Source organism: Streptomyces sp. NPDC054794, from assembly GCF_053611585.1.
Genome location: NZ_JBSHAQ010000046.1, coordinates 28,165 through 51,438, shown reverse-complemented (window position 1 = coordinate 51,438; position 23,274 = coordinate 28,165). Strand labels below are relative to the sequence as shown.

Below are 23,274 nucleotides of genomic sequence, written 5' to 3'. Positions count from 1 at the left end.
GTACGCAAGGAGGATCGAGAACTGATGGCAGGCAACTCGGACCCGCTCACGCCGCGGGCCAAGCTGGCCGTGACCGCGGGCAAGGCGGTCGCGGCGGCGTCCCGCGCGGCGGGGCGCGGCAGCGGATCGGTGATCGGTGGCCGGGTCGCGCTGAAACTCGACCCCGACCTCCTCGGACGGCTCGCCCAGAACCTGGACGTCGTCCTGGTCTCGGCGACCAACGGCAAGACCACGACCACCCGACTCATCGCCGAGGCGCTGCGCGCCGCGGGCCCGGTCGTCTCCAACGCGCTCGGCGCGAACATGCCCGCCGGCATCACCTCGGCGCTCGCGGGCAGCTCGGAGGCCCGTTACGGCGTGATCGAGGTCGACGAGAAGTACCTGGCGGGCGTGGCGCGGGACACCGACCCGAAGTGCATCGCCCTGCTCAACCTCTCCCGCGACCAGCTCGACCGCGCCGCCGAGACCCGCATGCTCGCCGAGAACTGGCGCGAGGGCCTGGCCGGCTCCAAGGCCGTCGTCGTCGCCAACTGCGACGACCCGCTGGTGGTGTGGGCCGCGTCCTCCTCCCCCAACGTGATCTGGGTCGCGGCCGGCCAGATGTGGAAGGACGACGCCTGGTCCTGCCCGTCCTGCGGCGGTGTGATGCAGCGCCCCGGCGACGACTGGTACTGCGGCGAGTGCGGCTTCCGCCGCCCCACACCGACCTGGGCGCTGTCCGGGGACCACGTCCTCGACCCGCACGGCTCGGCCTGGCCGATCCACCTCCAGCTGCCCGGCCGCGCCAACAAGGCCAACGCCGCCAGCTCCGCGGCCGTCGCCGCCGTCTTCGGTGTGCCGCCGCAGGTCGCCCTGGAGCGCATGTACCAGGTGCAGGCGGTCGCCGGCCGCTATGACGTCGTCCAGTTCCAGGGCCGCGACCTGCGCCTGCTGCTGGCGAAGAACCCCGCGGGCTGGCTCGAGACGTTCTCCCTGATCGACCCGCCGCCGGCCCCGGTGATCCTCTCCGTGAACGCGCGCGGCGCCGACGGCACCGACACCTCCTGGCTGTGGGACGTCGACTACACGCGTCTGACCGGGCACCCGATCTTCGTGATCGGCGACCGGAAGCTGGACCTCGCCGTGCGTCTTGAGGTCGCGAACCAGCACTTCCAGGTCTGCGACAGCCTCGACCAGGCCGTCGAGCAGGCCCAGCAGGGCCGGATCGAGGTCATCGCGAACTACACCGCGTTCCAGGACCTGCGCCGCCGCGTCGGCAACTGACCACGGAGGAGGATCACTTCATGAGCGACAACCAACTGCGGCTGGTGTGGGTCTACCCGGACCTGCTGAGCACCTACGGCGACCAGGGCAACGCGCTCGTCGTGGAGCGCCGCGCCCGCCAGCGTGGCCTCGACGTGGCCCGTCTCGACGTGCGCAGCGACCAGCCGGTGCCGACCTCCGGCGACATCTACCTGATCGGCGGCGGCGAGGACCGGCCGCAGCGGCTCGCGGCCGAGCGGCTGCGCCGGGACGGGGGTCTGACCCGGGCCGCCGAGAACGGCGCGATCCTGTTCTCCGTGTGCGCCGGCTACCAGATCCTCGGCCACGAGTTCATCAACGACCTCGGCCAGCGCGAGCCGGGCCTCGGCCTGCTCGACGTGGTCTCGGTGCGCGGCGAGGGCGAGCGGTGCGTCGGTGACGTCCTCGCGGACATCGACCCGCGCCTCGGCCTGCCCCAGCTGACGGGCTTCGAGAACCACCAGGGTGTCACCCAGCTCGGCCCGACCGCCCGCCCCTTCGCCCAGGTCCGGGTGGGCAACGGCAACGGCGCGGGAGACGGCACGGAGGGCGCGTACAACGACACCGTCTTCGGTACGTACATGCACGGGCCCGTCCTCGCCCGCAACCCGCTGATCGCCGACCTGCTGCTGAAGCTGGCGCTCGACGTGAACGCGCTGCCGCCGACCGACGACCGCTGGTACGAGGCACTGCGCAACGAGCGCATCACGGCCGCGCAGCAGCCCGCGTAGCCGCCCGCGCAGGCCGCCGCGTACGGCGGCGGCCTGCGCGTACACCGGTGTTCGAGAGGGACCTGAGGGGTCTTCCAGTGGAAGTCGGCATCGTCGTCATCGGGCCCGCCTGACAGACCGTCCGCTCACATGTGCGGGCACGTCCAGCAGGCGGACGCCCGCTACGGAGCCACCCCCTCACGCCGGTAGGGTGACCGGGTACCAACCGGACAACGTGGTCCGGTCCCCGGCCCACGTTGAGAAGGTATTCGGGCTATGCGCATTGGTGTCCTCACTTCAGGCGGCGACTGCCCCGGCCTGAACGCTGTCATCCGGTCCGTCGTGCACCGTGCCGTCGTCGACCACGGCGACGAGGTCATCGGTTTCCGGGACGGCTGGAAGGGCCTCCTGGAGTGCGACTATCTGAAGCTCGACCTCGACGCCGTGGCGGGCATCCTCGCCCGCGGCGGCACCATCCTCGGTTCCTCCCGCGTCCAGCCCTCGCATCTGCGGGACGGCGTGCAGCGGGCCAAGGGCCACGTCGCGGAGCTCGGCCTCGACGCGATCATCCCGATCGGCGGCGAGGGCACGCTGAAGGCGGCCCGCCTGCTGTCCGACAGCGGCCTGCCCATCGTCGGCGTGCCGAAGACCATCGACAACGACATCGCGGTCACGGACGTCACCTTCGGCTTCGACACGGCCGTGGGCGTCGCCACCGAGGCCCTGGACCGGCTGAAGACCACCGCCGAGTCCCACCAGCGCGTGCTGGTCGTGGAGGTCATGGGCCGCCACACCGGCTGGATCGCGCTGCACTCCGGCATGGCGGCCGGCGCGCACGCCGTCGTCGTACCGGAACGCCCCTTCGACATCGACGAGTTGGCCAAGCGGGTCGGCGAGCGCTTCGAGGCGGGCAAGCGGTTCGCCATCGTGGTGGCCGCGGAGGGCGCCAAGCCGAAGGCCGGCTCCATGGAGTTCGACGAGGGCGGCAAGGACATCTACGGCCACGAGCGGTTCGCCGGCATCGCCCGGCAGCTCTCGATCGAGCTGGAGCAGCGCCTGGGCAAGGAGGCGCGGCCGGTCATCCTCGGGCACGTGCAGCGGGGCGGGACGCCCACGGCGTACGACCGGGTGCTGGCGACGCGGTTCGGCTGGCATGCGGTGGAGGCGGTGCACCGGGGGGAGTTCGGTCACATGACCGCGCTGCGCGGGACCGACATCGTGATGGTGCCGTTGGCCCAGGCCGTGGAGACGTTGAAGACGGTGCCGCAGGAGCGGTACGACGAGGCGGAGTGCGTTCTTTAGAGCGCTCGCCACAGGGGGACTGTCTCGTGGGTCGCGCCGACCCCGGTCACGAAGGTGGCCGGGGTCGGTTCTAGTCTGGTCCGGACAGACTTGCACAACCCCCACGAATCAGGAGCCGGCGGATGGATCACAGCGGGCACGGCATGACCACGGACTTGCCGCCGTTCACGCTGGGGCGAGGTCTTGAGTGGTCGGCGGACCCGTTCTTCCTCGTCGCCTGCCTGGTGGGGTTGGGGCTGTACGGCTGGGGTGTGGTGCGGCTGCGGCGGCGCGGGGACGCGTGGCCCGTCGGCCGGACCGTGTCGTACGCCGTCGGTGTGCTGACCATCATGCTGATGATGTGCACCGGGCTGAACGACTACGGCATGGTCATGTTCAGCGTGCACATGGTGCAGCACATGGTGATCAGCATGCTGTCGCCGATCCTGATCCTGCTGGGCGCCCCGGTCACGCTGGCGCTGCGCGCGCTGCCGGTCGCGGGCAAGGGCCGCAAGGGTCCGCGCGAACTGCTGCTGGCGCTGCTGCACAGCCGGTACATGCGGGTCGTCACGCACCCGGCGTTCACGATCCCGATGTTCATCGCCAGCCTGTACGCGCTGTACTTCACGCCCCTCTTCGACTTCCTGATGGGCTCGAAGGCGGGGCACATCGCGATGATGGTGCACTTCCTCGCGGTGGGCGTGGCGTTCTTCTGGCCCATCATCGGCGTGGACCCGGGCCCGCACCGGCCGGGCTACCTGATGCGGATGCTGGAGCTGTTCGCGGGCATGCCGTTCCACGCGTTCTTCGGCATCGCGCTGATGATGGCGTCGTCGCCGATGGTCGAGACGTTCAAGAACCCGCCCGCCTCGCTCGGCATCGACGCGCTCATTGACCAGAACGCGGCCGGCGGCATCGCCTGGGCGTTCAGCGAGATCCCGTCCGTGCTGGTGCTGATCGCCCTGCTGTTCCAGTGGTACGGCTCCGAGCAGCGCCAGGCCCGGCGCAAGGACCGCGCGGCCGACCGGGACGGGGACAAGGAGCTGGCGGCGTACAACGCCTACCTGGCCTCGTTGAACGCCCGCGAGGGCTGAGCGGCGGCGGCAGCACCGGGCACTCATTTCCTCGTCCGTACCGTGCGCGGGCCGAACCGGGGTCACCATGGAGGAGGACGAACCATGAGGAGGGTGTCGCGATGCCCGGTTCTACGCACGGTTCCACGAAGGCGATGGGGGTGCTCACCGTCGGCGGTCTCGTGATGGTGACGGCCTACACGGTGGCGCTCGGCAGCAACGGCTGGCTGTGGTTCGGCTGGGTCGTCCTGGGCCTGCTCACCCTGGCGATGGTGGTCACCCAGAGCGCCTGAGAGCGAGGACGCGGTCACGGTGCCGAGAGGCGTCCGGCCGAGTGCACGCCCGGCTGGTACTTCGGCACCCTGACCGTGATCTTCATGCCCGCTCCGGCCGCGGTCTCGATGACGAGGCCGTGGTCGTCGCCGTAGACCTGGCGGAGCCGGTCGTCCACGTTGGACAGGCCGATGCCGCCGGAGGGGCTGGTCTCCCCGGCGAGGATGCGGCGCAGCAGTGCGGGGTCCATGCCGACGCCGTCGTCCTCGATGACGACCAGCGCCTCGGCGCCCGCGTCCCGTGCGGTGATCTGGATGTGGCACGCGTCCGACTTGCCCTCGAGGCCGTGCTTGACGGCGTTCTCGACGAGGGGCTGCAGGCACAGGAAGGGCAGGGCCACCGGCAGCACCTCGGGGGCGATCTGCAGGGTGACGGAGAGGCGGTCGCCGAAGCGGGCGCGGACCAGGGCCAGGTAGTGGTCGATGGCGTGCAGTTCCTCGGCGAGGGTGGTGAAGTCGCCGTGCCTGCGGAACGAGTAGCGGGTGAAGTCGGCGAACTCCAGCAGGAGCTCACGGGCGCGTTCCGGGTCGGTGCGGACGAACGAGGCGATCACGGCCAGCGAGTTGAAGACGAAGTGCGGTGAGATCTGGGCGCGCAGGGCCTTGATCTCGGCCTCGATGAGCTTCGTGCGGGACTGGTCGAGGTCGGCCAGTTCCAGTTGCACGCTCACCCAGCGGGCCACCTCGCCGGCCGCCCGTACCAGGACGGCGGACTCGCGCGGGGCGCAGGCGACGAGGGCGCCGTACACCCGGTCGTCGACGGTGAGCGGGGCGAGCACGGCCCAGCGGACCGGGCAGTCGGGGGTCTCGCAGGCCAGCGGGAACGCCTCGCCGCGGCCGGTCTCCAGCGGCCCGGCGAGCCGCTCCATGATCTCGCCGCGGTGGTGGTCGCCCACGCCGTCCCAGACGAGCACCCGCTTCTCGTCGGTGAGGCACAGCGCGTCGGTGCCGAGCAGCGAGCGCAGTCCGCGGGCCGACCGGCGGGCGGTCTCCTCCGTGAGGCCCGCCCGCAGCGGGGGCGCGGCGAGCGAGGCGGTGTGCAGGGTCTCGAAGGTGGCGTGCTCGACGGGGGTGCCGAGACCGGCGAGGCTCTGCGGGCGGGCCGTGCGCCGGCCGAGCCAGAAACCGGCGGCCAGCAGGGGGAGCACGGCGACGCAGAGTCCGGCGAGGAAGCCGCTCATGCCTTGGCCTCCGCCCACAGCTCCTCCGGCAGATGGAACCGGGCCAGGATCGCCGCTGTGCCGGGCGGCACGCGGGAGGCGGTGGCCAGCGACACCAGCACCATGGTGAGGAAGCCCAGCGGCACCGACCACAGCGCGGGCCAGGCGAGCAGCGCGTGCAGGGGGCCGCCGCCGGGGAAGCCCGCCATGGTCGCGGCGACGGCGAGGAACGCGGAGCCGCCGCCCACCAGCATGCCCGCGGCCGCGCCGGGCGGGGTCAGCCGCCGCCACCAGATGCCGAGGACGAGCAGCGGACAGAAGGACGACGCGGAGACGGCGAAGGCGAGCCCCACCGCGTCGGCGACCGGCAGTCCGCCCACCAGCACGCTGGCCGCGAGCGGTACGGCCATGGCGAGCACCGTGCCGAGCCGGAAATGCCGCACTCCGCGCGTGGGGAGGACGTCCTGGGTGAGCACCCCCGCCACCGCCATGGTCAGCCCGGACGCGGTCGACAGGAACGCGGCGAAGGCACCGCCCGCCACCAGCGCGCCGAGCAGGTCGCCGCCGAGCCCGCCGATCATTCGGTCGGGCAGCAGCAGGACGGCCGCGTCGGTGTCCTTGGTGAGGGTGAGTTCGGGGGCGTAGAGGCGGCCCAGCGCGCCGTACACGGGCGGCAGCAGGTAGAAGCCGCCGATCAGGGCGAGGACGGCGACGGTGGTGCGACGGGCGGCGACGCCGTGCGGGCTGGTGTAGAAGCGGACCACCACGTGCGGCAGGCCCATGGTGCCGAGGAAGGTGGCGAGGATGAGTCCGTACGTGGCGTACAGCGGGCGCTCCTCGCGGCTAGCGGCGAGCGAGGTGGACATGCCGCCGGTACCGGCCCGCTCGGCGGCGGGGACGGGCGTGCCCGCCGCGAAGGTCAGCCGGGTGCCCGCGGCGATGCGGTGCGGGCCGGCGGAGAGCCGCAGCCTGGTCTCGTCGTGCGGGCGGCCGTCGACCCGGCCGCTCACGGTGACGGTGAGCGGCCGTGCGAGGTCCAGGTCGACGGTGACCTCGACGCGTACGGTGCGCTGCTCGCGGAAGGTGGCCGGTTCCTCGAAGGCGTGCCGGGGTGCGCCGTCGCCCTGCCAGGCGAGGAGCAGGAAGAGCGCGGGGACGAGGAGGGCGGTGAGTTTGAGCCAGTACTGGAAGGCCTGGACGAAGGTGATGCTGCGCATGCCGCCGGCGGCGACGGTCGCGACGACGACCACGGCCACGACGATCCCGCCGAGCGGGTCGGGCGCGCCGGTGAGGACCGCCAGGGTGAGCCCGGCTCCCTGGAGCTGGGGCAGCAGATAGAGCCAGCCGACCCCGACGACGAAGGCCCCGGCCAGCCGCCGTACCCCCGGCGAGGCGAGGCGGGCCTCGGCGAAGTCGGGCAGCGTGTAGGCGCCGGAGCGGCGCAGCGGGGCGGCGACGAACAGGAGCAGGACCAGGTAACCGGCGGTGTAGCCGACCGGGTACCAGAGCATGTCCGGGCCCTGGACGAGGACCAGGCCGGCGATGCCGAGGAAGGAGGCGGCGGACAGGTACTCGCCGCTGATGGCGGCCGCGTTGAGGCGGGGGCCGACGGTGCGCGAGGCGACGTAGAAGTCGGAGGTGGTGCGGGAGACACGCAGGCCGAAGGCGCCGACGAGCACGGTCGCCACGACGACGAGGGCGACGGCGGGTATCGCGAAGTTCGGGTTCATCGGTCCTCGACGAGGCGCACGAAGTCCCGTTCGTTGCGCTCGGCACGGCGCACGTACCAGCGGGCCAGCAGGATCAGCGGCGCGTACAGGCAGAAGCCGAGCACCAGCCAGGCCAGGCGGCCGGCGTCCGGGGCGGCCGCGAAGACCAGCGGCAGCGGGCCGACGAGCAGCACGAGGACCGCGAACACGGTCAGGGCGGCCCGCAGCTGGGTGCGCATGAGGGAGCGGACGTAGGTGTGGCCGAGGGTGGTCTGTTCGTCGATCTCGGTGCGCGGCCGGTAGTAGCCGGAGGCATGGGGGTGGCGCCCGCGCGAGCGAAGCCGAGCGTGGGAGGCGGTGCGGCGGGGCGGGCCGGTGACGACGACACGACGCTCGGCGGGGTCCTGGGGCACCGTCATGTCCTCCTCATCAGCAGATCCCGCAGCTCGCGCGCGTGGCGGCGGCTGACCTGGAGTTCCTCGCCGCCGACCAGGACGCTCACGGTGCCCGCGTCCAGCCGGAGCTCGCCCACGTGACGCAGCGCGACGAGGTGGCGGCGGTGGATGCGGACGAAGCCGCGCGAGCGCCAGCGGTCCTCCAGGGTGGACAGCGGGATGCGGACGAGGTGGCTGCCGCGGTCGGTGTGCAGCCGTGCGTAGTCGCCGCGGGCCTCGACATGGGTGATGTCCTCGACGGCGACGAAGCGCGTCACGCCGCCGAGTTCGACGGGGATGTGGTCGGGGTCGGGTTCGTGCACGGGGATCCGCGGGGCGGCGCCGCTCAGTTCGACGGCCCGGCGCACGGCCTCGGCGAGCCGCTCCTTGCGGACCGGTTTGAGGACGTAGTCGACCGCATCGAGGTCGAAGGCGCGGACGGCGAAGTCCTCGTGGGCGGTGACGAACACGACCAGCGGCGGGCGGGCGAAGCCGGTCAGCAGCCGGGCCATCTCCAGTCCGTCGAGGCCCGGCATCTGGATGTCGAGGAACACGACGTCGATGGCCTCGGGTCCGTCCGGACCGGACTCCAGTGCACGGGTGATCCGGCGCAGCGCGCCGGTCGCGTCGTCGGCGCCCTCGACGCTGCCGACGCGTGGATCGGCGCCCAGCAGATAGAGAAGTTCCTCCAGCGAGGGGCGTTCGTCGTCGACGGCGAGGGCGCGCAGCATGAACGTGGAGTGTAGGGGCGATCCGTACGCCTGGACATGTGCCGGGCACGGGCGTTCCCGCTGGATACAGTGCCGACATGAACAGCAGGACGGCCCCGTTCGACGAGCTCGACCGGAAGATCATCACCGCGTTGATGGCGAACGCGAGGAGCAGCTTCGCCGAGATCGGGGCGGACATCGGGCTCTCGGCGACGGCGGTCAAGCGGCGGGTCGACCGGCTGCGGGACACGGGCGTGATCACCGGGTTCACGGCCACGGTGCGGCCGTCGGCGCTGGGCTGGCGCACGGAGGCGTACGTCGAGGTGTACTGCGAGGGCGCGGCCCCGCCCCGGCGCCTGGCGGAGGTGGTGCGCAACCATCCGGAGATCACGGCCGCCATGACGGTGACGGGCGGCGCGGACGCGCTGCTGCACGTGCGGGCGCGGGACGTGGGGCACTTCGAGGAGGTGCTGGAGCGGATCCGGGTGGAGCCGTTCATCCGGAAGACGATCAGCGTGATGGTGCTGTCCCACCTGCTGCCGGAGAGTCCCGAGGCGGGTGCGACGCACGCGGCTCCGGAGTAAACCCGGCAACGCGCAGCAGTCCTGCGTTTTCCCCGGGCACAACGCAGCATTCCTGCGCACACACGCAGCTGTCGTTTCTTGTCGGGCCTGCCGGTCACTTCCTACCTTGGTGTCCACCCCCAGTCGACACCGCAGGAAAGCGGAGGAACACCTCTGTGTCCGACAGCCGTGTGCCGCGCCCCCGGCGCTTTCTCGTCTGTGAACCCAGACATTTCGGCGTGCAGTACGCGATCAATCCCTGGATGCAACCCGACGTCCAGGTGGATGTGGACCTGGCCCAGGAGCAGTGGCAGGCGCTGATCCGCGTCTACCGTGCCCACGGCCACACGGTCGACACCGTGGAGCCGGTGCCCGGTCTCCCGGACATGGTCTTCGCCGCGAACTCGGCGGTCGTCGTGGGCGGCCGCGTCTTCGGCTCCCTCTTCCACGCGCCCGAGCGCCGCCCCGAGTCGACCCACTACGACACCTGGTTCAAGGCGGCCGGGTTCGACGTGCACCGCCCCGAGTCGGTGTCCGAGGGCGAGGGCGACCTGGTGTGGACGGGCCGGTACGTGCTGGCCGGCACCGGGTTCCGCACGACCCGGGAGGCCCACCGCGAGGCGCAGGAGTTCTTCGGCCACCCGGTGATCAGCCTGACGCTGGTGGATCCGTACTTCTACCACCTGGACACGGCGCTGTTCGTCCTCAACGACGACAACGACCACCACAACATCGTCTACTACCCGGAGGCGTTCTCGCCCGGCAGCCGCGAGGTGCTCCAGCGGCTGTTCCCGGACGCCGTGCTGGCCACCCGCGACGACGCGATGACCTTCGGCCTGAACTCCGTCTCCGACGGCCGCCACGTGTTCATCGCGCCGCAGGCCGAGGCCCTCGCCTCGCGCCTGGCCGACCACGACTACATCCCCGTCCCCGTCGACCTGTCGGAGTTCCACAAGGCCGGCGGCGGCATCAAGTGCTGCACCCAGGAGATCCGCTCATGACCGCACCTGCCCGCACGCGTACGTCCGACGACCTGATCCGTGCCGAGCAGCCGGTCCTGGCACACAACTACCACCCGCTGCCGGTGGTCGTCGCCAGTGCCGAGGGCACGTGGGTCCAGGACGTGGAGGGCCGACGCTACCTCGACATGCTGGCCGGCTACTCGGCCCTCAACTTCGGCCACCGCCACCCGGGCCTGATCGAGGCGGCGCACCGCCAGCTCGACCGGCTGACGCTGACCTCGCGCGCCTTCCACAACGACCGGCTCGCCGAGTTCGCCGAGCGTCTGGCCGCGCTGACCGGCCTGGACATGGTGCTGCCGATGAACACCGGCGCGGAGGCGGTGGAGAGCGGCATCAAGGTGGCCCGCAAGTGGGCCTACGAGGTGAAGGGCGTCCCGGCCGACCGGGCCACGATCGTGGTGGCCGCGGACAACTTCCACGGCCGTACGACGACGATCGTCAGCTTCTCCACCGACGAGACCGCCCGCACCGGCTTCGGCCCGTTCACCCCCGGCTTCCGGATCGTCCCGTACAACGACCTGGCCGCGCTGGAGGAGGCCGTCGACGAGACGACGGCGGCCGTGCTGATCGAGCCGATCCAGGGCGAGGCCGGGGTGGTCATCCCGGACGACGGCTACCTCGCGGGGGTCCGCGAGCTGACCCGCCGCAAGTGCTGCCTGTTCATCGCGGACGAGATCCAGTCGGGCCTCGGCCGCACCGGCCGCACGCTCGCCGTGGAGCACGAGTCCGTCGTTCCCGACGTCCTGCTCCTCGGCAAGGCGCTGGGCGGCGGCATCGTGCCGGTGTCCGCGGTGGTGGCCCGCCGTGACGTCCTGGGCGTGCTCCGGCCGGGCGAGCACGGCTCGACGTTCGGCGGCAACCCGCTCGCCGCGGCGGTCGGCACGGCGGTGGTCGAGCTGCTGGAGACCGGTGAGTTCCAGCGCCGGGCCGCCGACCTGGGCGTCGTGCTGAGCGAGGGTCTCGCGGCCCTGGTCGGCCGGGGCGTGGTGGGCTTCCGGGCGCGCGGGCTGTGGGCGGGCGTCGACGTCGACCCCGCGATCGGCACCGGCCGCGAGGTCAGCGAGCGCCTCATGCGCGAGGGGATCCTGGTCAAGGACACCCACGGCTCCACGATCCGGCTGGCCCCGCCGCTGACCATCACGGACGAGGAACTGCGCTCCGCGCTGGGCACGTTGGAGAAGGTCCTGACCCAGGGCGGCTGACCCGGGGCGAACCGACGGTGAGAGGGGGCCGGCCACGGGGCCGGCCCCCTCTGCTGCAGGGGGTCGGCCCCCTGCCGGATCAGCTCGTGCCGAGGAGCCGGTTCATCTCCTTGATCTCGCCGTTCTGCGCGGTGACGATGTCGTCGGCCGTGCTCGTGGCGGGACCGTACCGGCCCTCGCCCTTCTCGGTGGTGGCCATCGCGACGGCGCCCCGGTGATGCTCGATCATCATGGTCAGGAACATGGTGTCGAAGTCCTTGCCGGACGCCTTCTTCAGCCGGTCCAGGTCCTTGCCACTCATCATCCCGGACATACCGGGCATCCCCGACATGCCGGAGTGGTGGGAGTGGTCCGTGCCGGCCATGGGCACGTCCTCGCCCCAGGACCTCAGCCAGCCGGTCATGGTCCTGATCTCCGGGTCCTGCGCCTTCTGGATGCGCGCGGCGAGGTCCTTGACCCGCGCCGAGGAGGCGCGGTCGGCCGCGAGTGCGGCCATCTCCAGGGCCTGCTGGTGATGCGGGATCATGCCCTGCGCGAAGGAGACGTCCTGGGCGTTGTGGGCCTCGGCGCCCGCGCTCGGGGACGCGGAGGCGCCGTGGCCGGTGTGACCGGCGCTGTCGTGGTCCTCGCCGCCGCAGGCGGCGAGGAGGAGCGCGGCGGCGGCGGTGACCGCGACGAGGGCGGCACGGCGCGCCGGGGTACGGGTGGTCATACGTGAACTCCTGCGGTGGAAAAGGGAAGTGGGCACGCGTGGGACCGCATCGGCCCGGGGCTCGGTGCGGTCGGCGCGGCTTCTAGATCCGCAGGAGTTGGAGTTCCGCCAGGGACGGTGGCGCGCGTGCGCCGTCCGGTGCCGTCGCCGGGTGGGAGCGGGCGCATGCGGCCCGTACGGGCACGGCCACCGGGTCGGGAGCCAGCGCGGGCAGCTGCGGCCCCCCGCTCACGGCGGCCGACGCGCACGTCGGGTCGGCGTGCCGCAGGTGGTGTCCGCCGCAGTGCCCTTCGTCGGGGCAGTCGTCGACGGCGGTGAGCGTCGCCGCGGCGTGCGCGGAACGGACGTGCTCGGCGCGCTCGACGGCGCCGCCGGGGGCCAGGGCGTGCATACCGAGCAACCCGGCCAGCAGGCCCAGCACGAGCAGCGTGTGCCACCGCCGCGTGGGCGGTCGCGGTGCGCTGTGCTCGGCTGCGATCATCCCGGCCATCGTAGCCAGGGCGCCGGCGGGCGACGCGACCGGGCGCATCCGCACGGAAAGCGGAGGGCCACGATCGGGTGATATGTGCTGCCGAACCCTGCGCGTCGTGCGTCGCGTGGGAAGAACCTGGGATATGCGCGGTACGACGAAGTCCGGACTCGGTGACCGCAGGCCGAGGCTGAAACTCGGGCCCGGCACCCAGGAGCTGCGGATCGCCACGGCGATGACCGGCGGCGTGAGCCTGGCGATCTGGATGGGCGGCGTGGCGCGCGAGCTGAACCTGCTCCAGCAGGCGGCCTGGTGGCGCGACGGCCTCCCCGAGGATGCGGCGCTCCCCGAGGCGGCCGCCTCGGCGACGGGCGACGAGCGGGCGAAGGCGCTGTACCTGCGGCTGCTGGACCTGCTGGACACCACCGTCTGTGTCGACATCCTGTCCGGCACCAGCGCGGGCGGCATCAACGCCGCGCTGCTGGGGCTCGCACGGGCCCGGTCCTGGGACCTCGGGCCGCTGCGCGACTTCTGGCTGACCTCCGGCGCGTTCGAGACCCTGCTGCGCGATCCCGACGAGAAGCGGCCGCCCTCGCTCCTGCAGGGGGACGGCGTCCTGTTCCAGGAACTCGTGGACGGCATCGCCGATCTGGGCGTCCGGGCGTCGTCCACGCCCCCGCTTCCCGGCTCCGGGGACGACGACGCCACACCCCGCCCGCCCAGGACCACCAGGGTCCTCATCACCACCACCCTGCTCACCGGGGAGACGGGCCGGTTCACCGACTCCTACGGCACCCAGGTCCAGGACGACGACCACCGGGGCCTGCTCGTCTTCGACGAGGAGGCACTGGCCGACGAGGGCGGCAAACAGGCCGTGGCGCTGGCGGCGCGCAGCAGCGCCTCGTACCCGGCCGCGTTCGAGCCCTCGTTCCTGCCGTACGACACGACGATCCCGGGACGCCCCGGCGCCCCCGAACGCCCTCCGATGCGCGAGTACGCCAACATCACCCGCCCGCACTGGGTCGCGGACGGCGGACTGCTGGCGAACCGTCCGATCCGGCCGCTGCTGCGAGCCGTCTTCGAGCGTCCGGCCGCCCGCCAGGTGCGGCGTGTCCTGCTCTACGTCGTCCCCACGGCCGGCGGCGCACCCGACCCCCGTCCCACGCCCGCCCCGGAGTCCTTCGAGCAGCCGTGGACCCTGGGCGAGGCACTGGCGAAGGATCTCGGTGCCGCGCTCAACCAGTCCGTGAGCGCCGAACTGACCGAACTGCGCGACCACAACGACCGGATGGACGCCCTGCGCGACACCCGGCGCCGCATGGCCGAGCTCGGCGCGCAGGGCCGTGCGGTCCAGGAGGAACTGGCCGCGTGCCGGCGGCGGCTGGCCGAGGCGACGGGCGCCCCGGCCGACGAGGCCGGCACGCCGGCTCCGGGGTGTGCGCTGCTCGGCCCCGCGATGCGCGACGACTTCCGCGGTCGTGAGGGCGCCTGGCTGGCCCGTCCCGTGATCGCCGCCCTGATGCGCGCCCTGACCACACGGCCGTACGACGCGATGACGCGCGCGTGGCTGGACGCCCTGGGGCCGGGCCGCAGCGCCGAGGAGGAGTGCCGGGCCGCCGCGGTGACCGAGACGACGCGGGAGTGGCGCTTCCCGGAGCCCGGCGACGAGGGCACCGCCCTGTACCAACGGCTGGCGGCCTTCGGCGTGGCTCCGTTCAACGGTGCCAAGGCGACGGTGCTGGCCCTGCTCCGGGAGGCGCACGTCTGCTGCCCCGACCGGCGCCACCGGCTGGCCGACGTCGTGGAGCGGGTGCACGAGGCGTACGAGCCGCCGCCGCGGCCGAACCTGGAGGAGCTGGTCGAGGAGGTGCTCGACGAGGGGTACGCGGCCGGCTGGCCGCTCCCGCGCGTGGCGGCCGAGGCGATGAAGCGGTACGCCCCCGAGCCCGCCGAACCGGCCACGGGGCCGGGGTCCGACAGCCGTCGGGATCCCCGCCTCCAGAACGGCTGGGAGCGGCTCGCCGCGGCCGTGGTCGCCCTGCGCGACATCGTCCCGGACGCGCTCCTCGCCCCGCCCGGCACCGGCGTCCTGGCCCCTCCCGCCAGCGCCGAAGGGCGACGGCAGCGGGCCGCCGCGGAACTCCTCGCCTACTTCGGCTTCCTGCCCGCCAGCGCCGACGGCACGGCCCTCGCCCTGTTCGAGCTGCACGTGGCGACCCGCTCCGTGCTCCCGGTGGGCACCGAGATCGAGCAGCCCGTCGAGCTGGTGCAGGTCAGCGCCGACACCCGGTGCCTCCTCGCACACCGCCGCGCGACGGCGGCCTCCAAGCTCACCGGCCTCCAACTGCACCACTTCGGCGCCTTCTACAAGTCCTCGTGGCGGGCCAACGACTGGACCTGGGGGCGGCTGGACGGCGCCGGCTGGCTGGTGCACCTCCTGCTCGACCCGCGCCGGATCCTCACCGTCGTACCGGAGCACCCGCCCACCGGGAGCCGCGGCGAGTGGTTCTACGCGAAGCTGCGCGAGCTGTTCGCGGCCGGCGCGGACCCCGACGACGTCGTCGGAACGGCCGCCGACGGATCCGGGATCCGGCTGACCGAGCGGGACGTCCTGGGCGAGCTGGGCTTCCTCGACGACGCCGACGCACCCCTGCCGCGCAGCCTGCCCCTGACGTCGATGTGGGTGGCGAAGGCCTGGCAGCGGTGCGTCGTCGAGGTCGAACTGCCGGTCCTCGCACGGGAGGTGATGGCCACACCGTCCGCACGGGGGCACACCTGGGCCGCCCAGGTGCTCGACGCGGCCGGCCGCCCCGCCCGGGCCCAGGCGGCCGCCCGGACCGCCGAGGCGGCGGTCGTGAACGGCACCTGGACCCCCGTACAGCGCGGCCTGGTCACCACGGCGCTGCTGGACGGCTCGCCCGCCGCAGCGCCTGACCCCGACGCGCTGGCCGCCCTGCTCGCGACCTGTCCGGTGCCCGACGAGACCTTCGCCGACGAGCTGGGCCGCCCCCTGCTGACCCGTACGGCGAGCAAGGCGGCCGCCGTCACCGCCTCGTTGGCCTCCGGGTTCGGCAGGATCCCGGCGCCCCTGCGGCCCTTCGTCTCCTCGGCCCGCACGGTCACCCTCGCCGGCTACCGCGCCTGCGCCCTCTCCAGCGGCGCCTCCCGCAATCTGCTGCTCATCGGGCTGGTGGCGCTGGTCGTCGGCGTGCTCTCGATGTTCCAGCAGGCCACCTGGCTCGGTCTGACCGGCGTGGTGCTCGCGCTGATCGGCGGCTATCTGCTCGCCCTCGGCGGCTACGCGCACTGGCGCAAGGTGCTGGTCGGCGCGGGGACGTTCACGCTCGTGGTGGCGGTCTTCTTCCTCGCCTGCCCGATCGGGCGCCGCTGGCTGTTCGGCAACGACCACGGCGACGTGGGGGCGTTCGGTCGGCACGCGCTGCCGTGGCTGCGCGCGCCATGGTGGCACCCACTCGTCGCCCTGGGCGCGCTCGTGGCCCTGGCGTTGCTGCTCAGTGGCCTGTTCGGGGCGCTCCGGCGGCGTGAACGGGCCCCCGCCGTCGTTCCGTTGGCCGACTCCGGGCCCGGGTCGGGCGCCGGGTGAACACCTGGCGGCCCGGCGGCAAGACCCGCGCGCCTGCCACTCAACACCGCTATCACGCCAGCCTGCGGCTTCGGGTTGCCCCGCGGCCGCGACGGAGACGAGTGTGGTCCGGCGACCGACGTCCGCGACGGTTCCGGCCCGCTGTGCCTGCCCCTACACTGGCACCCCATCACGCGCCGGTTGACCTGCGAGAACACGGCGGCTCAGGAGATCCACCGGAGTGAGGAGCGACCCCCTTTGTTCTACTACCTGCTGAAATATGTGTTGTTGGGTCCCTTGTTGAGACTGTTCTTCCGACCGCGAATAGAGGGCCTGGACAACGTGCCGGCGTCGGGGCCGGCCATCGTCGCCGGCAACCACCTCTCGTTCTCGGACCACTTCCTGATGCCGGCGATGCTCAAGCGGCGCATCACCTTCCTCGCCAAGGCCGAGTACTTCACCGGACCGGGCATCAAGGGCCGTCTGACCGCGGCCTTCTTCCGCAGCGCGGGCCAGATCCCGGTCGACCGCTCCGGCAAGGACGCGGGCCAGACGGCGATCCGGGAGGGACTCGGGGTGCTGCGCAAGGGCGAGTTGCTCGGCATCTACCCGGAGGGCACGCGCTCGCACGACGGCCGGCTCTACAAAGGCAAGGTCGGGGTCGCCGTGATGGCGCTGAAGGCCGGGGTCCCGGTCGTCCCCTGCGCGATGATCGGCACCTTCGAGGCGCAGCCGCCGGGCAAGGTCGTCCCGAACGTCCACCCGGTCGTCATCCGCTTCGGCAAGCCCCTGGACTTCTCCCGCTACGCCGGAATGGAGAACGAGAAGGCGATCCTGCGCGCCGTCACCGACGAGATCATGTACGCGATCCTGACGCTGTCGGAGCAGGAGTACGTCGACCAGTACGCGGCGGTCGTCAAGGCGGAGGAGACCGCCTCGAAGGGCGAACGGGAACGCAGATTCCCGCGGGCGCCGCTCGGTTGAGCCTCGCGCTCAACGGGCGCGGACGAAGAGGAAGGGGCGGCCGGAGTTCCGGCCGCCCCTCGCTCGTGTACCGGACGTGGTTACGGCTTGGGCGTCGCGTGCGGCGCGCAGGTCACGTCGGCGGTGTCGACCTTGCCGTCGATCAGGTAGGCGTCGACCCGGCTGTTGATGCACGGGTTGACCAGGCCGGTCACGCCGTGCGAGCCCGCGCCCTTCTCGGTGATCAGGCGGGAGCCCTTGAAACGCTGGTGCAGTGAGACGGCGCCCGGGTACGGGGTGGCCGCGTCACGCGTGGACTGCACGATGAGGACCGGCGGCAGACCCTTGTGGGTCTTGACGTTCACCGGGGTCCGCTGCTTGACCGGCCAGGTGGCGCACGGCAGGTTCATCCATGCGTTGGCCCAGGTCATGAACGGGTAGTCCTTGTTGAGCTTCGTGTTGTCCCGGTCCCACTTCTTCCAGCTGGTGGGCCACTTGGCGTCGGTGCACTCGACGGCCGTGTAGACGGCGTTGCCGTTCTCCGCGGAGATGTTGCCCGCGGTGTCGGACAGGTCGGGCGCGGCCGCGTCGACGAGGGCCTGGGTGTCACCGGCCACGTACTTGCTGAAGACCGTGGCGACCGGCACCCACGAGGAGTCGTAGTACGGGGCGCTCTGGAAGAAGGAGATCAGCTCGGCCGGGCCGACGACCCCGCCGATGGGATTCTTCTTGGCGGTGGCGCGCAGTTCGAGCCACTTGGCCTGGACGGCGTCGCGGGTCGTGCCGAGGTGGAAGGCGGCGTCGTTGGCGGCGACCCAGTCCTCCCAGTCCTTCCAGCGGCCCTCGAAGGCGATGTCCTGGTTCAGGTTGGCCTGGTACCAGATGTTCTCGCGCGCCGGGTCGACCACGCTGTCGACGATCATCCGGCGGACGTGGCCCGGGAACAGCGTGCCGTAGACGGCGCCGAGGTAGGTGCCGTAGGAGACGCCCAGGTAGTTGAGCTTCTTCTCGCCGAGCGCGGCCCGGATGACGTCCAGGTCGCGTGCGGTGTTCGGCGTGGTCATGTGCGGCAGCATCGTGCCACTGCGCTCGTAGCAGCCGTCGGCGTACTCGCGGGCCAGCTTGCGCTGGGCGGACTTGTCGGCCTCGGTGTCCGGCACCGGGTCCGTCTTGGGCGCCTTGACGAACTCCTGCGGGTCGATGCAGGAGATCGGCGTGGAGTGGCCGACGCCGCGCGGGTCGAAGCCCACGAAGTCGTACGCCTTGGAGGTGTTGACCCACAGGGGGTTCTTGGTGGTGACCCGGCGCGGGAACCGCAGGCCGGAGCCGCCGGGGCCGCCCGGGTTGTAGATGAGCGCGCCCTGGCGCTCCGACTTCGTCCCGGTGCTGCCGATGCGGTCGACGGCGAGCTTGATCTGCTTGCCGAACGGCTTCGCGTAGTCGAGCGGCACGGTGACCCAGCCGCACTGGATCGGCTTCTCCAGCCCCCAGTCGGCCGGGCAGTCCTGCCAGTCGATGCCCGCCTTCGCGGCCCGCGCGGCGGCGATCGTGGCGCCGCGGGCCTCCCGGTCCTGGCCGGGCCGGCTGTCGGCGCTGGCCGTGGGCGCCGCGAGGGCGCCGGTTATCAGCGTGGCCGTGACGAGGACTCCGGCCGAACCGAGCGTCAGCGCGCGGTTCTTCGGTCTGATGTCCCTCAAGTGGGCCCCTCCCGTGCATGGTTGCGAATGGTCACGGGGATCCTCGCGGCTGTGAAGAGCCTGAGAACAGGGGTCGTCGACCTTCTTTACCAATCCGATAACCGGACAATCATGTCCCGCTGAGCGGAATCAACCGATCAGTGCCAGTGCCTCGTCCAGCACCCGCCGCAGCCGCAGCCCGTCGGACGCCAGAGCGGTCACCAGCACGGCGGGACCCGCGAGCGGCACCAGCGCCGCACACTCCCCCAGCATCCGCGCGGCCGGCGCCCCGTCGCCGAACTCCGGTCGTACGAGGACCAGTTGCCCCACCGCCCGATGCCCCGCCAGCACGGCGGGCCCGTCCCAGCCGCCCGGCGCACCGGGTCCGCAGGCAAGCTCCTGATCGAGCACGGTCCGCCCCGCCACCCGCACTGTGAGACGGCTGACGAGCCGTCCGGGTTGCTCACCCACCCGCCCCAGCACCTGCTCCTCTCGGAACACGAGCCGCGCACCGCCCGCGAGCTCGACCCGGGTGGTGACCCGCAGGTCGCTCCCCGCCGCCGAGATCAACGGCTCGGGCAGCCACCGCAGTTCACCTTCTTCGGCGACTTCGAGCCGGACGTCGTAGTGCGCCTCGCCCTTCGCCTGCCCCGGCAGCGCGAGGGTGGCGGCAGCGGACCGGACCTCCAGCCGGGCCCCCTGTCCCACCTCCGCCGTCACGGCGAAGCGGTCCCCGCCGAGCGGCCCGCTCATCGCCCCCACCAGCATGACCCGGGCCTCGTCACCTCCCGCCCGCGTCCGGCGGAGCGCGAGCGGCCCCTCCCCTCGCAGCACGGGCAGCGAGGTGCCGCCGCGCCCGTCCGCCCGCGCGACGATCCGCGCGGCGGCCCGTACCCCGGTCGCGGTCATGCCGTCCACGCGGCGAGCCGCCCGCGTACCCAGTCGGCCACGTCCGCCACCCCGGTCCCGCCGCGCAACGACTGGAAGACGACCGGCAGTTCGGCCCGCTGCGCCTTCGCGTCCGCCGCCATCCGCGCGAGGTCGGAGCCGACGTACGGCGCGAGGTCGGTCTTGTTCACGACCAGCAGGTCGGCCGTGGTCACCCCGGGCCCGCCCTTGCGCGGGATGTCGTCCCCGCCGGCCACGTCGATCACGAAGATCTGCGCGTCGACGAGTCCTCTGGAGAAGGTCGCGGTGAGGTTGTCCCCGCCGGACTCCACGAGGATCAGGTCCAGCGGCCCGACCTCGTCCTCAAGGTCCTCGACCGCTTCGAGGTTCGCGGAGATGTCGTCCCGGATCGCCGTGTGCGGGCAGGCCCCCGTCTCCACGGCCGCGATCCGCTCGGGCGGCAGCACGGCCTCCCGCAACAGGAACTCGGCGTCCTCGCGGGTGTAGATGTCGTTCGTGACGACAGCGAGCGACAGTTCCTCCCGCAACACCCGGCACAGCGCCGCGACGGTGGCGGTCTTCCCGGACCCCACGGGCCCCCCGAGCCCGATCCGCAACGCCCGCCGGGCCCCGTCGGGACGACGAGCATCGGCACTCATGACGGCGGGACCGTGCTGAACGTGATCGATATGCATGTACGGCTCCTGTACGAGCTGACGTGATTCCTGGAAAGGCCCGAATCCCGTGGGCCGACATCTCGTCCCGCCGGGTCGGGCGCCGGTCACCTACGAGGCGAACAGGCGGACAGCCCACGCCGCATGAGCCTCCGCACTGACTTCCAACACCGGCCCGGAAGCCGCGGGCAACACATCCACCCCGTCGACCGATGCCCGTCGCCCCGCCTCCACGGCCTGGTCCACCACCCGGTCCACCTCCCCCGCCAACCGCGCCAACACCCCCGCCGCATCGAACGGATCGAGACTCAGCAACCTCACCACCGCCGTCGCGGGCCCACTGACGCTCTCGTACGCCGCGCAGTACGCCGCATCGTCCGCTCCCAGCCCAGCCGCCCGCGCCGTGAGCCCGAGCACCACCGGCTGATGCGCCCCCTTGGGGAACTCCCCCGCCAGGGCGTCCAGTTCGGTCGAGGGCCAGGTCGCCCGGGCCGCCCGCATCAACTGCCGCCCGAGCCGCCGCGCGGCACCCCGCAACGCCAGCGAGGGCGTCCGCGCGTCCGCCGCCGCGTCCAACTCCCCGGGATCCAGTCCGAGTACGGCCGCCGCGGCGATCGAGGCCGCGACGAGCCCCGCCGTGTGCAGCCGGCCCCGGCAGAAGTCCTCCAGGTTCGCGGCCCCGGTGATCCGCCCGGCGCGGACGGCCGCCTCCGCCCCGCCGGAGTGCGCGTGCCCCCCGGCGGGAAAGCGGCCGTCGGCCAGGACCAGTAGCGCTGCCCGTGCCATCTCGCCCCCTCAGAAGAGGAAGTAACGCTGGGCCATGGGCAGTTCGACGGCCGGTGTCGCCTCGACCAGTTCCCCGTCGATGCGTACGGCGAAGCTGTCGGGGTCGACCTGGACCCGCGGCCGCGCGTCGTTCTCCTTCATCTCGGCCTTGGTCACCCCGCGCGTCGACTCGATGGCGACGAAGCGCTTGCCCAGCCGCAGCCGCTCCGGCAGCCCGTCCTCGACGGCCAGCGGCGCCACGAAGTTGACCGAGTTGGCCGCGGGCGCCCGCCCCATCGCCCCGTACATCGGACGCGGCAGGATCGGCTGCGGGGTCGGAATGGAGGCGTTCGCGTCACCCATCTGCGCGTACGCGATCTGTCCGCCCTTGATGACGAGCTGCGGCTTCACACCGAAGAACGCGGGCTCCCACAGCACCAGGTCGGCGAGCTTCCCGGTCTCCACGGAGCCCACCTCCCGGGCGAGGCCCTGCGCGAGCGCCGGATTGATCGTGTACTTGGCGACGTACCGCCGCACCCGCAGGTTGTCGGCGCGCCCGTCCCCCGGCAGGGCGCCCCGACGCCGCTTCATCACGTGCGCGGTCTGCCAGGTCCGCAGGACTACCTCGCCGACCCGCCCCATGGCCTGGGAGTCGGACGAGATGATCGAGATGGCGCCCAGGTCGTGGAGTATGTCCTCCGCCCCGATGGTGGACGGCCGGATCCGGGACTCGGCGAAGGCGAGATCCTCCGGCACGGCAGGGTTGAGGTGGTGACACACCATCAGCATGTCGAGGTGTTCCTCGGCGGTGTTGACGGTGAACGGCCGCGTCGGATTCGTCGAGCTGGGCAGCACGTGCGGCTCCGAGACGACGGTCATGATGTCCGGCGCGTGCCCGCCGCCCGCGCCCTCCGTGTGGTACGCGTGGATGCCGCGCCCGCCGATCGCGGCGAGGGTGTCGCCGACGAACCCTGCCTCGTTCAGCGTGTCCGTGTGGATGGCGACCTGGATGCCGGTCCGGTCGGCGACGGTCAGCGAGGCGTCGATGACGGCCGGGGTGGAGCCCCAGTCCTCGTGCAGCTTGAGGCCCAGCGCACCGCCGCGGATCTGCGAGAGCATCGCCTCTTGGGAGACGGTGTTGCCCTTGCCGAGGAAGCCGATGTTCAGCGGGTACCGCTCCATCGCCTCCAGCATCCGGGCCAGATGCCAGGGGCCGGGGGTGACGGTGGTCGCCTTGGAGCCCTCGGCGGGCCCGGTGCCGCCGCCGACCAGGGTGGTGATGCCGGCGGAGAGCGCCTCGTCGGCGATCTGCGGGCAGATGAAGTGGACGTGCGCGTCGATGGCGCCCGCGGTCAGGATCCGGCCGTTGCCGGCGATCACCTCGGTCTCCGGGCCGATGACCAGATCCGGGTGCACGCCGTCCATGGTGTCGGGGTTGCCCGCCTTGCCGATGCCGGCGATCCGGCCGTCGCGGATGCCGACGTCGGCCTTGACGATCCCCCAGTGGTCGATGACGACGACACCGGTGATCACGGTGTCGGGGGTGCCGTCGGCTCGGGTGGCGCGGGACTGGCCCATGGACTCCCGGATGACCTTGCCGCCGCCGAACACGGCCTCGTCACCGGCGAGTCCGGGCCCGCCGGAGCGGTCCTCCTCGATCTCGACGAGCAGGTCGGTGTCGGCGAGCCGGATCCGGTCGCCGGTGGTCGGCCCGAACAGGTCGGCGTACGCGGCGCGGGAGAGTTCAGGCATCGAGGGCACCTCCGATCTCCCCGCGCAGTCCGGGCACGACGCGGGCGCCGGCCAGCGGTACGAGTTCGACGTCGACGGGGATGCCGGGCTCGAAGCGCACGGCGGTGCCGGCGGCGACGTTCAGCCGCAGCCCGCGCGCGGCGGCGCGGTCGAACTCCAGGCCGGGGTTGGCCTCGGCGAAGTGGTAGTGGGAGCCGACCTGGACGGGCCGGTCGGCGGCGTTGAGCACGGTCAGGCGAGTGACCTCGCGGCCCTCGTTGCAGACGATCGGCTCGTCGGCGAAGAGGATCTCTCCGGGAATCACGACGGCCTCCC

The 23,274-nt window shown here is 72.4% G+C and carries 22 protein-coding genes; 10 read left to right on the top strand and 12 right to left on the bottom strand.

Going from position 1 to position 23,274, the window contains the following annotated elements; all coding sequences use genetic code 11:
* The first annotated feature begins 24 nt into the window (after positions 1 to 24).
* From ACWGKT_RS35975 to ACWGKT_RS35955, 5 genes are all read left to right on the top strand, one after another.
* Positions 25 to 1,263, top strand: a complete 1,239-nt coding sequence (locus ACWGKT_RS35975; protein WP_235453865.1) for a MurT ligase domain-containing protein — start codon at positions 25 to 27, stop codon at positions 1,261 to 1,263.
* Positions 1,264 to 1,283: 20 nt separating this feature from the next.
* A complete protein-coding gene (locus ACWGKT_RS35970) occupies positions 1,284 to 2,012 on the top strand; it encodes a type 1 glutamine amidotransferase (RefSeq protein WP_356147554.1) in 729 nt (242 codons plus the stop codon).
* 255 nt (positions 2,013 to 2,267) lie between these two features.
* On the top strand, positions 2,268 to 3,293 hold the full coding sequence (locus tag ACWGKT_RS35965; RefSeq protein WP_453276943.1) for a 6-phosphofructokinase: 1,026 nt from the start codon (positions 2,268 to 2,270) through the stop codon (positions 3,291 to 3,293).
* Between the two features lie 122 nt (positions 3,294 to 3,415).
* Entirely contained in the window at positions 3,416 to 4,366 is a 951-nt protein-coding gene (locus tag ACWGKT_RS35960; RefSeq protein WP_356147548.1) for a cytochrome c oxidase assembly protein, read from the top strand.
* A gap of 101 nt (positions 4,367 to 4,467) precedes the next feature.
* Positions 4,468 to 4,638, top strand: a complete 171-nt coding sequence (locus tag ACWGKT_RS35955; protein ID WP_235453869.1) for a hypothetical protein — start codon at positions 4,468 to 4,470, stop codon at positions 4,636 to 4,638.
* Positions 4,639 to 4,652: 14 nt separating this feature from the next.
* On the opposite strand, the gene ACWGKT_RS35950 is transcribed toward ACWGKT_RS35955, so the two are convergent.
* Genes ACWGKT_RS35950 through ACWGKT_RS35935 form a run of 4 tightly spaced genes read right to left on the bottom strand, consistent with a single transcriptional unit; the run spans position 4,653 to position 8,711 of the window.
* A complete protein-coding gene (locus ACWGKT_RS35950; protein WP_356147545.1) occupies positions 4,653 to 5,858 on the bottom strand; it encodes a sensor histidine kinase in 1,206 nt (401 codons plus the stop codon).
* Positions 5,855 to 7,567, bottom strand: a complete 1,713-nt coding sequence (locus ACWGKT_RS35945; RefSeq protein WP_453276942.1) for a sodium/solute symporter — start codon at positions 7,565 to 7,567, stop codon at positions 5,855 to 5,857. Before ACWGKT_RS35945 ends, ACWGKT_RS35950 begins: the two co-directional genes overlap by 4 nt.
* A complete protein-coding gene (locus tag ACWGKT_RS35940; protein WP_356147613.1) occupies positions 7,564 to 7,959 on the bottom strand; it encodes a hypothetical protein in 396 nt (131 codons plus the stop codon). Before ACWGKT_RS35940 ends, ACWGKT_RS35945 begins: the two co-directional genes overlap by 4 nt.
* A gap of 2 nt (positions 7,960 to 7,961) precedes the next feature.
* Positions 7,962 to 8,711: a LytR/AlgR family response regulator transcription factor gene (locus ACWGKT_RS35935; RefSeq protein ID WP_453276941.1), complete on the bottom strand. Its 750-nt coding sequence runs from the start codon at positions 8,709 to 8,711 to the stop codon at positions 7,962 to 7,964.
* A gap of 77 nt (positions 8,712 to 8,788) precedes the next feature.
* Here ACWGKT_RS35935 and ACWGKT_RS35930 point away from each other — a divergent pair, with 77 nt between their 5' ends.
* The 3 genes from ACWGKT_RS35930 to rocD all read left to right on the top strand — a co-directional run bounded on the left by ACWGKT_RS35930 (position 8,789) and on the right by rocD (position 11,477).
* A complete protein-coding gene (locus tag ACWGKT_RS35930; RefSeq protein WP_235453873.1) occupies positions 8,789 to 9,274 on the top strand; it encodes an Lrp/AsnC family transcriptional regulator in 486 nt (161 codons plus the stop codon).
* A 155-nt stretch (positions 9,275 to 9,429) separates the two neighbouring features.
* Positions 9,430 to 10,254 carry a dimethylargininase gene (gene ddaH, locus ACWGKT_RS35925; RefSeq protein WP_356147536.1) on the top strand — a complete coding sequence of 275 codons (825 nt, stop codon included), beginning with the start codon at positions 9,430 to 9,432 and terminating at the stop codon, positions 10,252 to 10,254.
* Positions 10,251 to 11,477 (top strand): ornithine--oxo-acid transaminase, encoded by a 1,227-nt coding sequence (rocD, locus tag ACWGKT_RS35920; RefSeq protein WP_453276940.1) that lies wholly within the window; start codon positions 10,251 to 10,253, stop codon positions 11,475 to 11,477. Before ddaH ends, rocD begins: the two co-directional genes overlap by 4 nt.
* 79 nt (positions 11,478 to 11,556) lie before the next feature.
* Here the strand turns inward: rocD and ACWGKT_RS35915 are convergent, their stop codons facing one another.
* Positions 11,557 to 12,189: a DUF305 domain-containing protein gene (locus tag ACWGKT_RS35915; protein WP_453276939.1), complete on the bottom strand. Its 633-nt coding sequence runs from the start codon at positions 12,187 to 12,189 to the stop codon at positions 11,557 to 11,559.
* A gap of 82 nt (positions 12,190 to 12,271) precedes the next feature.
* Complete coding sequence (locus ACWGKT_RS35910; protein WP_453276938.1) at positions 12,272 to 12,670, bottom strand: DUF6153 family protein; 399 nt, start codon at positions 12,668 to 12,670, stop codon at positions 12,272 to 12,274.
* Positions 12,671 to 12,803: 133 nt separating this feature from the next.
* Here ACWGKT_RS35910 and ACWGKT_RS35905 point away from each other — a divergent pair, with 133 nt between their 5' ends.
* Positions 12,804 to 16,262 carry a patatin-like protein gene (locus tag ACWGKT_RS35905; protein WP_453276937.1) on the top strand — a complete coding sequence of 1,153 codons (3,459 nt, stop codon included), beginning with the start codon at positions 12,804 to 12,806 and terminating at the stop codon, positions 16,260 to 16,262.
* A gap of 237 nt (positions 16,263 to 16,499) precedes the next feature.
* Entirely contained in the window at positions 16,500 to 17,225 is a 726-nt protein-coding gene (locus ACWGKT_RS35900) for a lysophospholipid acyltransferase family protein (RefSeq protein ID WP_453276936.1), read from the top strand.
* 80 nt (positions 17,226 to 17,305) lie between these two features.
* Here ACWGKT_RS35900 and ACWGKT_RS35895 read toward each other — a convergent pair whose 3' ends face one another.
* From ACWGKT_RS35895 to ACWGKT_RS35870, 6 genes are all read right to left on the bottom strand, one after another.
* The gene (locus ACWGKT_RS35895; RefSeq protein ID WP_356147523.1) at positions 17,306 to 18,901 is read right to left on the bottom strand and encodes an alpha/beta hydrolase; all 1,596 of its coding nucleotides are present in this window, start codon (positions 18,899 to 18,901) and stop codon (positions 17,306 to 17,308) included.
* A 129-nt stretch (positions 18,902 to 19,030) separates the two neighbouring features.
* Positions 19,031 to 19,789 carry an urease accessory protein UreD gene (locus ACWGKT_RS35890; protein ID WP_453276935.1) on the bottom strand — a complete coding sequence of 253 codons (759 nt, stop codon included), beginning with the start codon at positions 19,787 to 19,789 and terminating at the stop codon, positions 19,031 to 19,033.
* Complete coding sequence (gene ureG, locus ACWGKT_RS35885; RefSeq protein ID WP_235453882.1) at positions 19,786 to 20,463, bottom strand: urease accessory protein UreG; 678 nt, start codon at positions 20,461 to 20,463, stop codon at positions 19,786 to 19,788. The genes ACWGKT_RS35890 and ureG overlap by 4 nt, the downstream gene beginning before the upstream one ends.
* A gap of 90 nt (positions 20,464 to 20,553) precedes the next feature.
* The gene (locus tag ACWGKT_RS35880) at positions 20,554 to 21,228 is read right to left on the bottom strand and encodes an urease accessory protein UreF (protein WP_453276934.1); all 675 of its coding nucleotides are present in this window, start codon (positions 21,226 to 21,228) and stop codon (positions 20,554 to 20,556) included.
* Positions 21,229 to 21,237: 9 nt separating this feature from the next.
* Positions 21,238 to 22,959 carry an urease subunit alpha gene (locus ACWGKT_RS35875; RefSeq protein WP_453276933.1) on the bottom strand — a complete coding sequence of 574 codons (1,722 nt, stop codon included), beginning with the start codon at positions 22,957 to 22,959 and terminating at the stop codon, positions 21,238 to 21,240.
* The gene (locus tag ACWGKT_RS35870; protein ID WP_453276932.1) at positions 22,952 to 23,263 is read right to left on the bottom strand and encodes an urease subunit beta; all 312 of its coding nucleotides are present in this window, start codon (positions 23,261 to 23,263) and stop codon (positions 22,952 to 22,954) included. Before ACWGKT_RS35870 ends, ACWGKT_RS35875 begins: the two co-directional genes overlap by 8 nt.
* Positions 23,264 to 23,274 lie beyond the last annotated feature (11 nt).

What these genes read in the sequence shown, in the direction of transcription:
- ACWGKT_RS35875 (WP_453276933.1), bottom strand. Translation starts at nt 22,959, where the DNA reads ATGCCTGAACTCTCCCGCGCCGCGTACGCCGACCTGTTCGGGCCGACC.
- ACWGKT_RS35905 (WP_453276937.1), top strand. Translation starts at nt 12,804, where the DNA reads ATGCGCGGTACGACGAAGTCCGGACTCGGTGACCGCAGGCCGAGGCTG.
- ACWGKT_RS35950 (WP_356147545.1), bottom strand. Translation starts at nt 5,858, where the DNA reads ATGAGCGGCTTCCTCGCCGGACTCTGCGTCGCCGTGCTCCCCCTGCTG.
- ACWGKT_RS35960 (WP_356147548.1), top strand. Translation starts at nt 3,416, where the DNA reads ATGGATCACAGCGGGCACGGCATGACCACGGACTTGCCGCCGTTCACG.
- ACWGKT_RS35945 (WP_453276942.1), bottom strand. Translation starts at nt 7,567, where the DNA reads ATGAACCCGAACTTCGCGATACCCGCCGTCGCCCTCGTCGTCGTGGCG.
- ureG (WP_235453882.1), bottom strand. Translation starts at nt 20,463, where the DNA reads ATGCATATCGATCACGTTCAGCACGGTCCCGCCGTCATGAGTGCCGAT.
- rocD (WP_453276940.1), top strand. Translation starts at nt 10,251, where the DNA reads ATGACCGCACCTGCCCGCACGCGTACGTCCGACGACCTGATCCGTGCC.
- ACWGKT_RS35965 (WP_453276943.1), top strand. Translation starts at nt 2,268, where the DNA reads ATGCGCATTGGTGTCCTCACTTCAGGCGGCGACTGCCCCGGCCTGAAC.
- ACWGKT_RS35955 (WP_235453869.1), top strand. Translation starts at nt 4,468, where the DNA reads ATGCCCGGTTCTACGCACGGTTCCACGAAGGCGATGGGGGTGCTCACC.
- ACWGKT_RS35975 (WP_235453865.1), top strand. Translation starts at nt 25, where the DNA reads ATGGCAGGCAACTCGGACCCGCTCACGCCGCGGGCCAAGCTGGCCGTG.
- ACWGKT_RS35910 (WP_453276938.1), bottom strand. Translation starts at nt 12,670, where the DNA reads ATGATCGCAGCCGAGCACAGCGCACCGCGACCGCCCACGCGGCGGTGG.
- ACWGKT_RS35880 (WP_453276934.1), bottom strand. Translation starts at nt 21,228, where the DNA reads ATGGCACGGGCAGCGCTACTGGTCCTGGCCGACGGCCGCTTTCCCGCC.
- ACWGKT_RS35890 (WP_453276935.1), bottom strand. Translation starts at nt 19,789, where the DNA reads ATGACCGCGACCGGGGTACGGGCCGCCGCGCGGATCGTCGCGCGGGCG.
- ACWGKT_RS35915 (WP_453276939.1), bottom strand. Translation starts at nt 12,189, where the DNA reads ATGACCACCCGTACCCCGGCGCGCCGTGCCGCCCTCGTCGCGGTCACC.
- ACWGKT_RS35970 (WP_356147554.1), top strand. Translation starts at nt 1,284, where the DNA reads ATGAGCGACAACCAACTGCGGCTGGTGTGGGTCTACCCGGACCTGCTG.
- ACWGKT_RS35935 (WP_453276941.1), bottom strand. Translation starts at nt 8,711, where the DNA reads ATGCTGCGCGCCCTCGCCGTCGACGACGAACGCCCCTCGCTGGAGGAA.
- ACWGKT_RS35930 (WP_235453873.1), top strand. Translation starts at nt 8,789, where the DNA reads ATGAACAGCAGGACGGCCCCGTTCGACGAGCTCGACCGGAAGATCATC.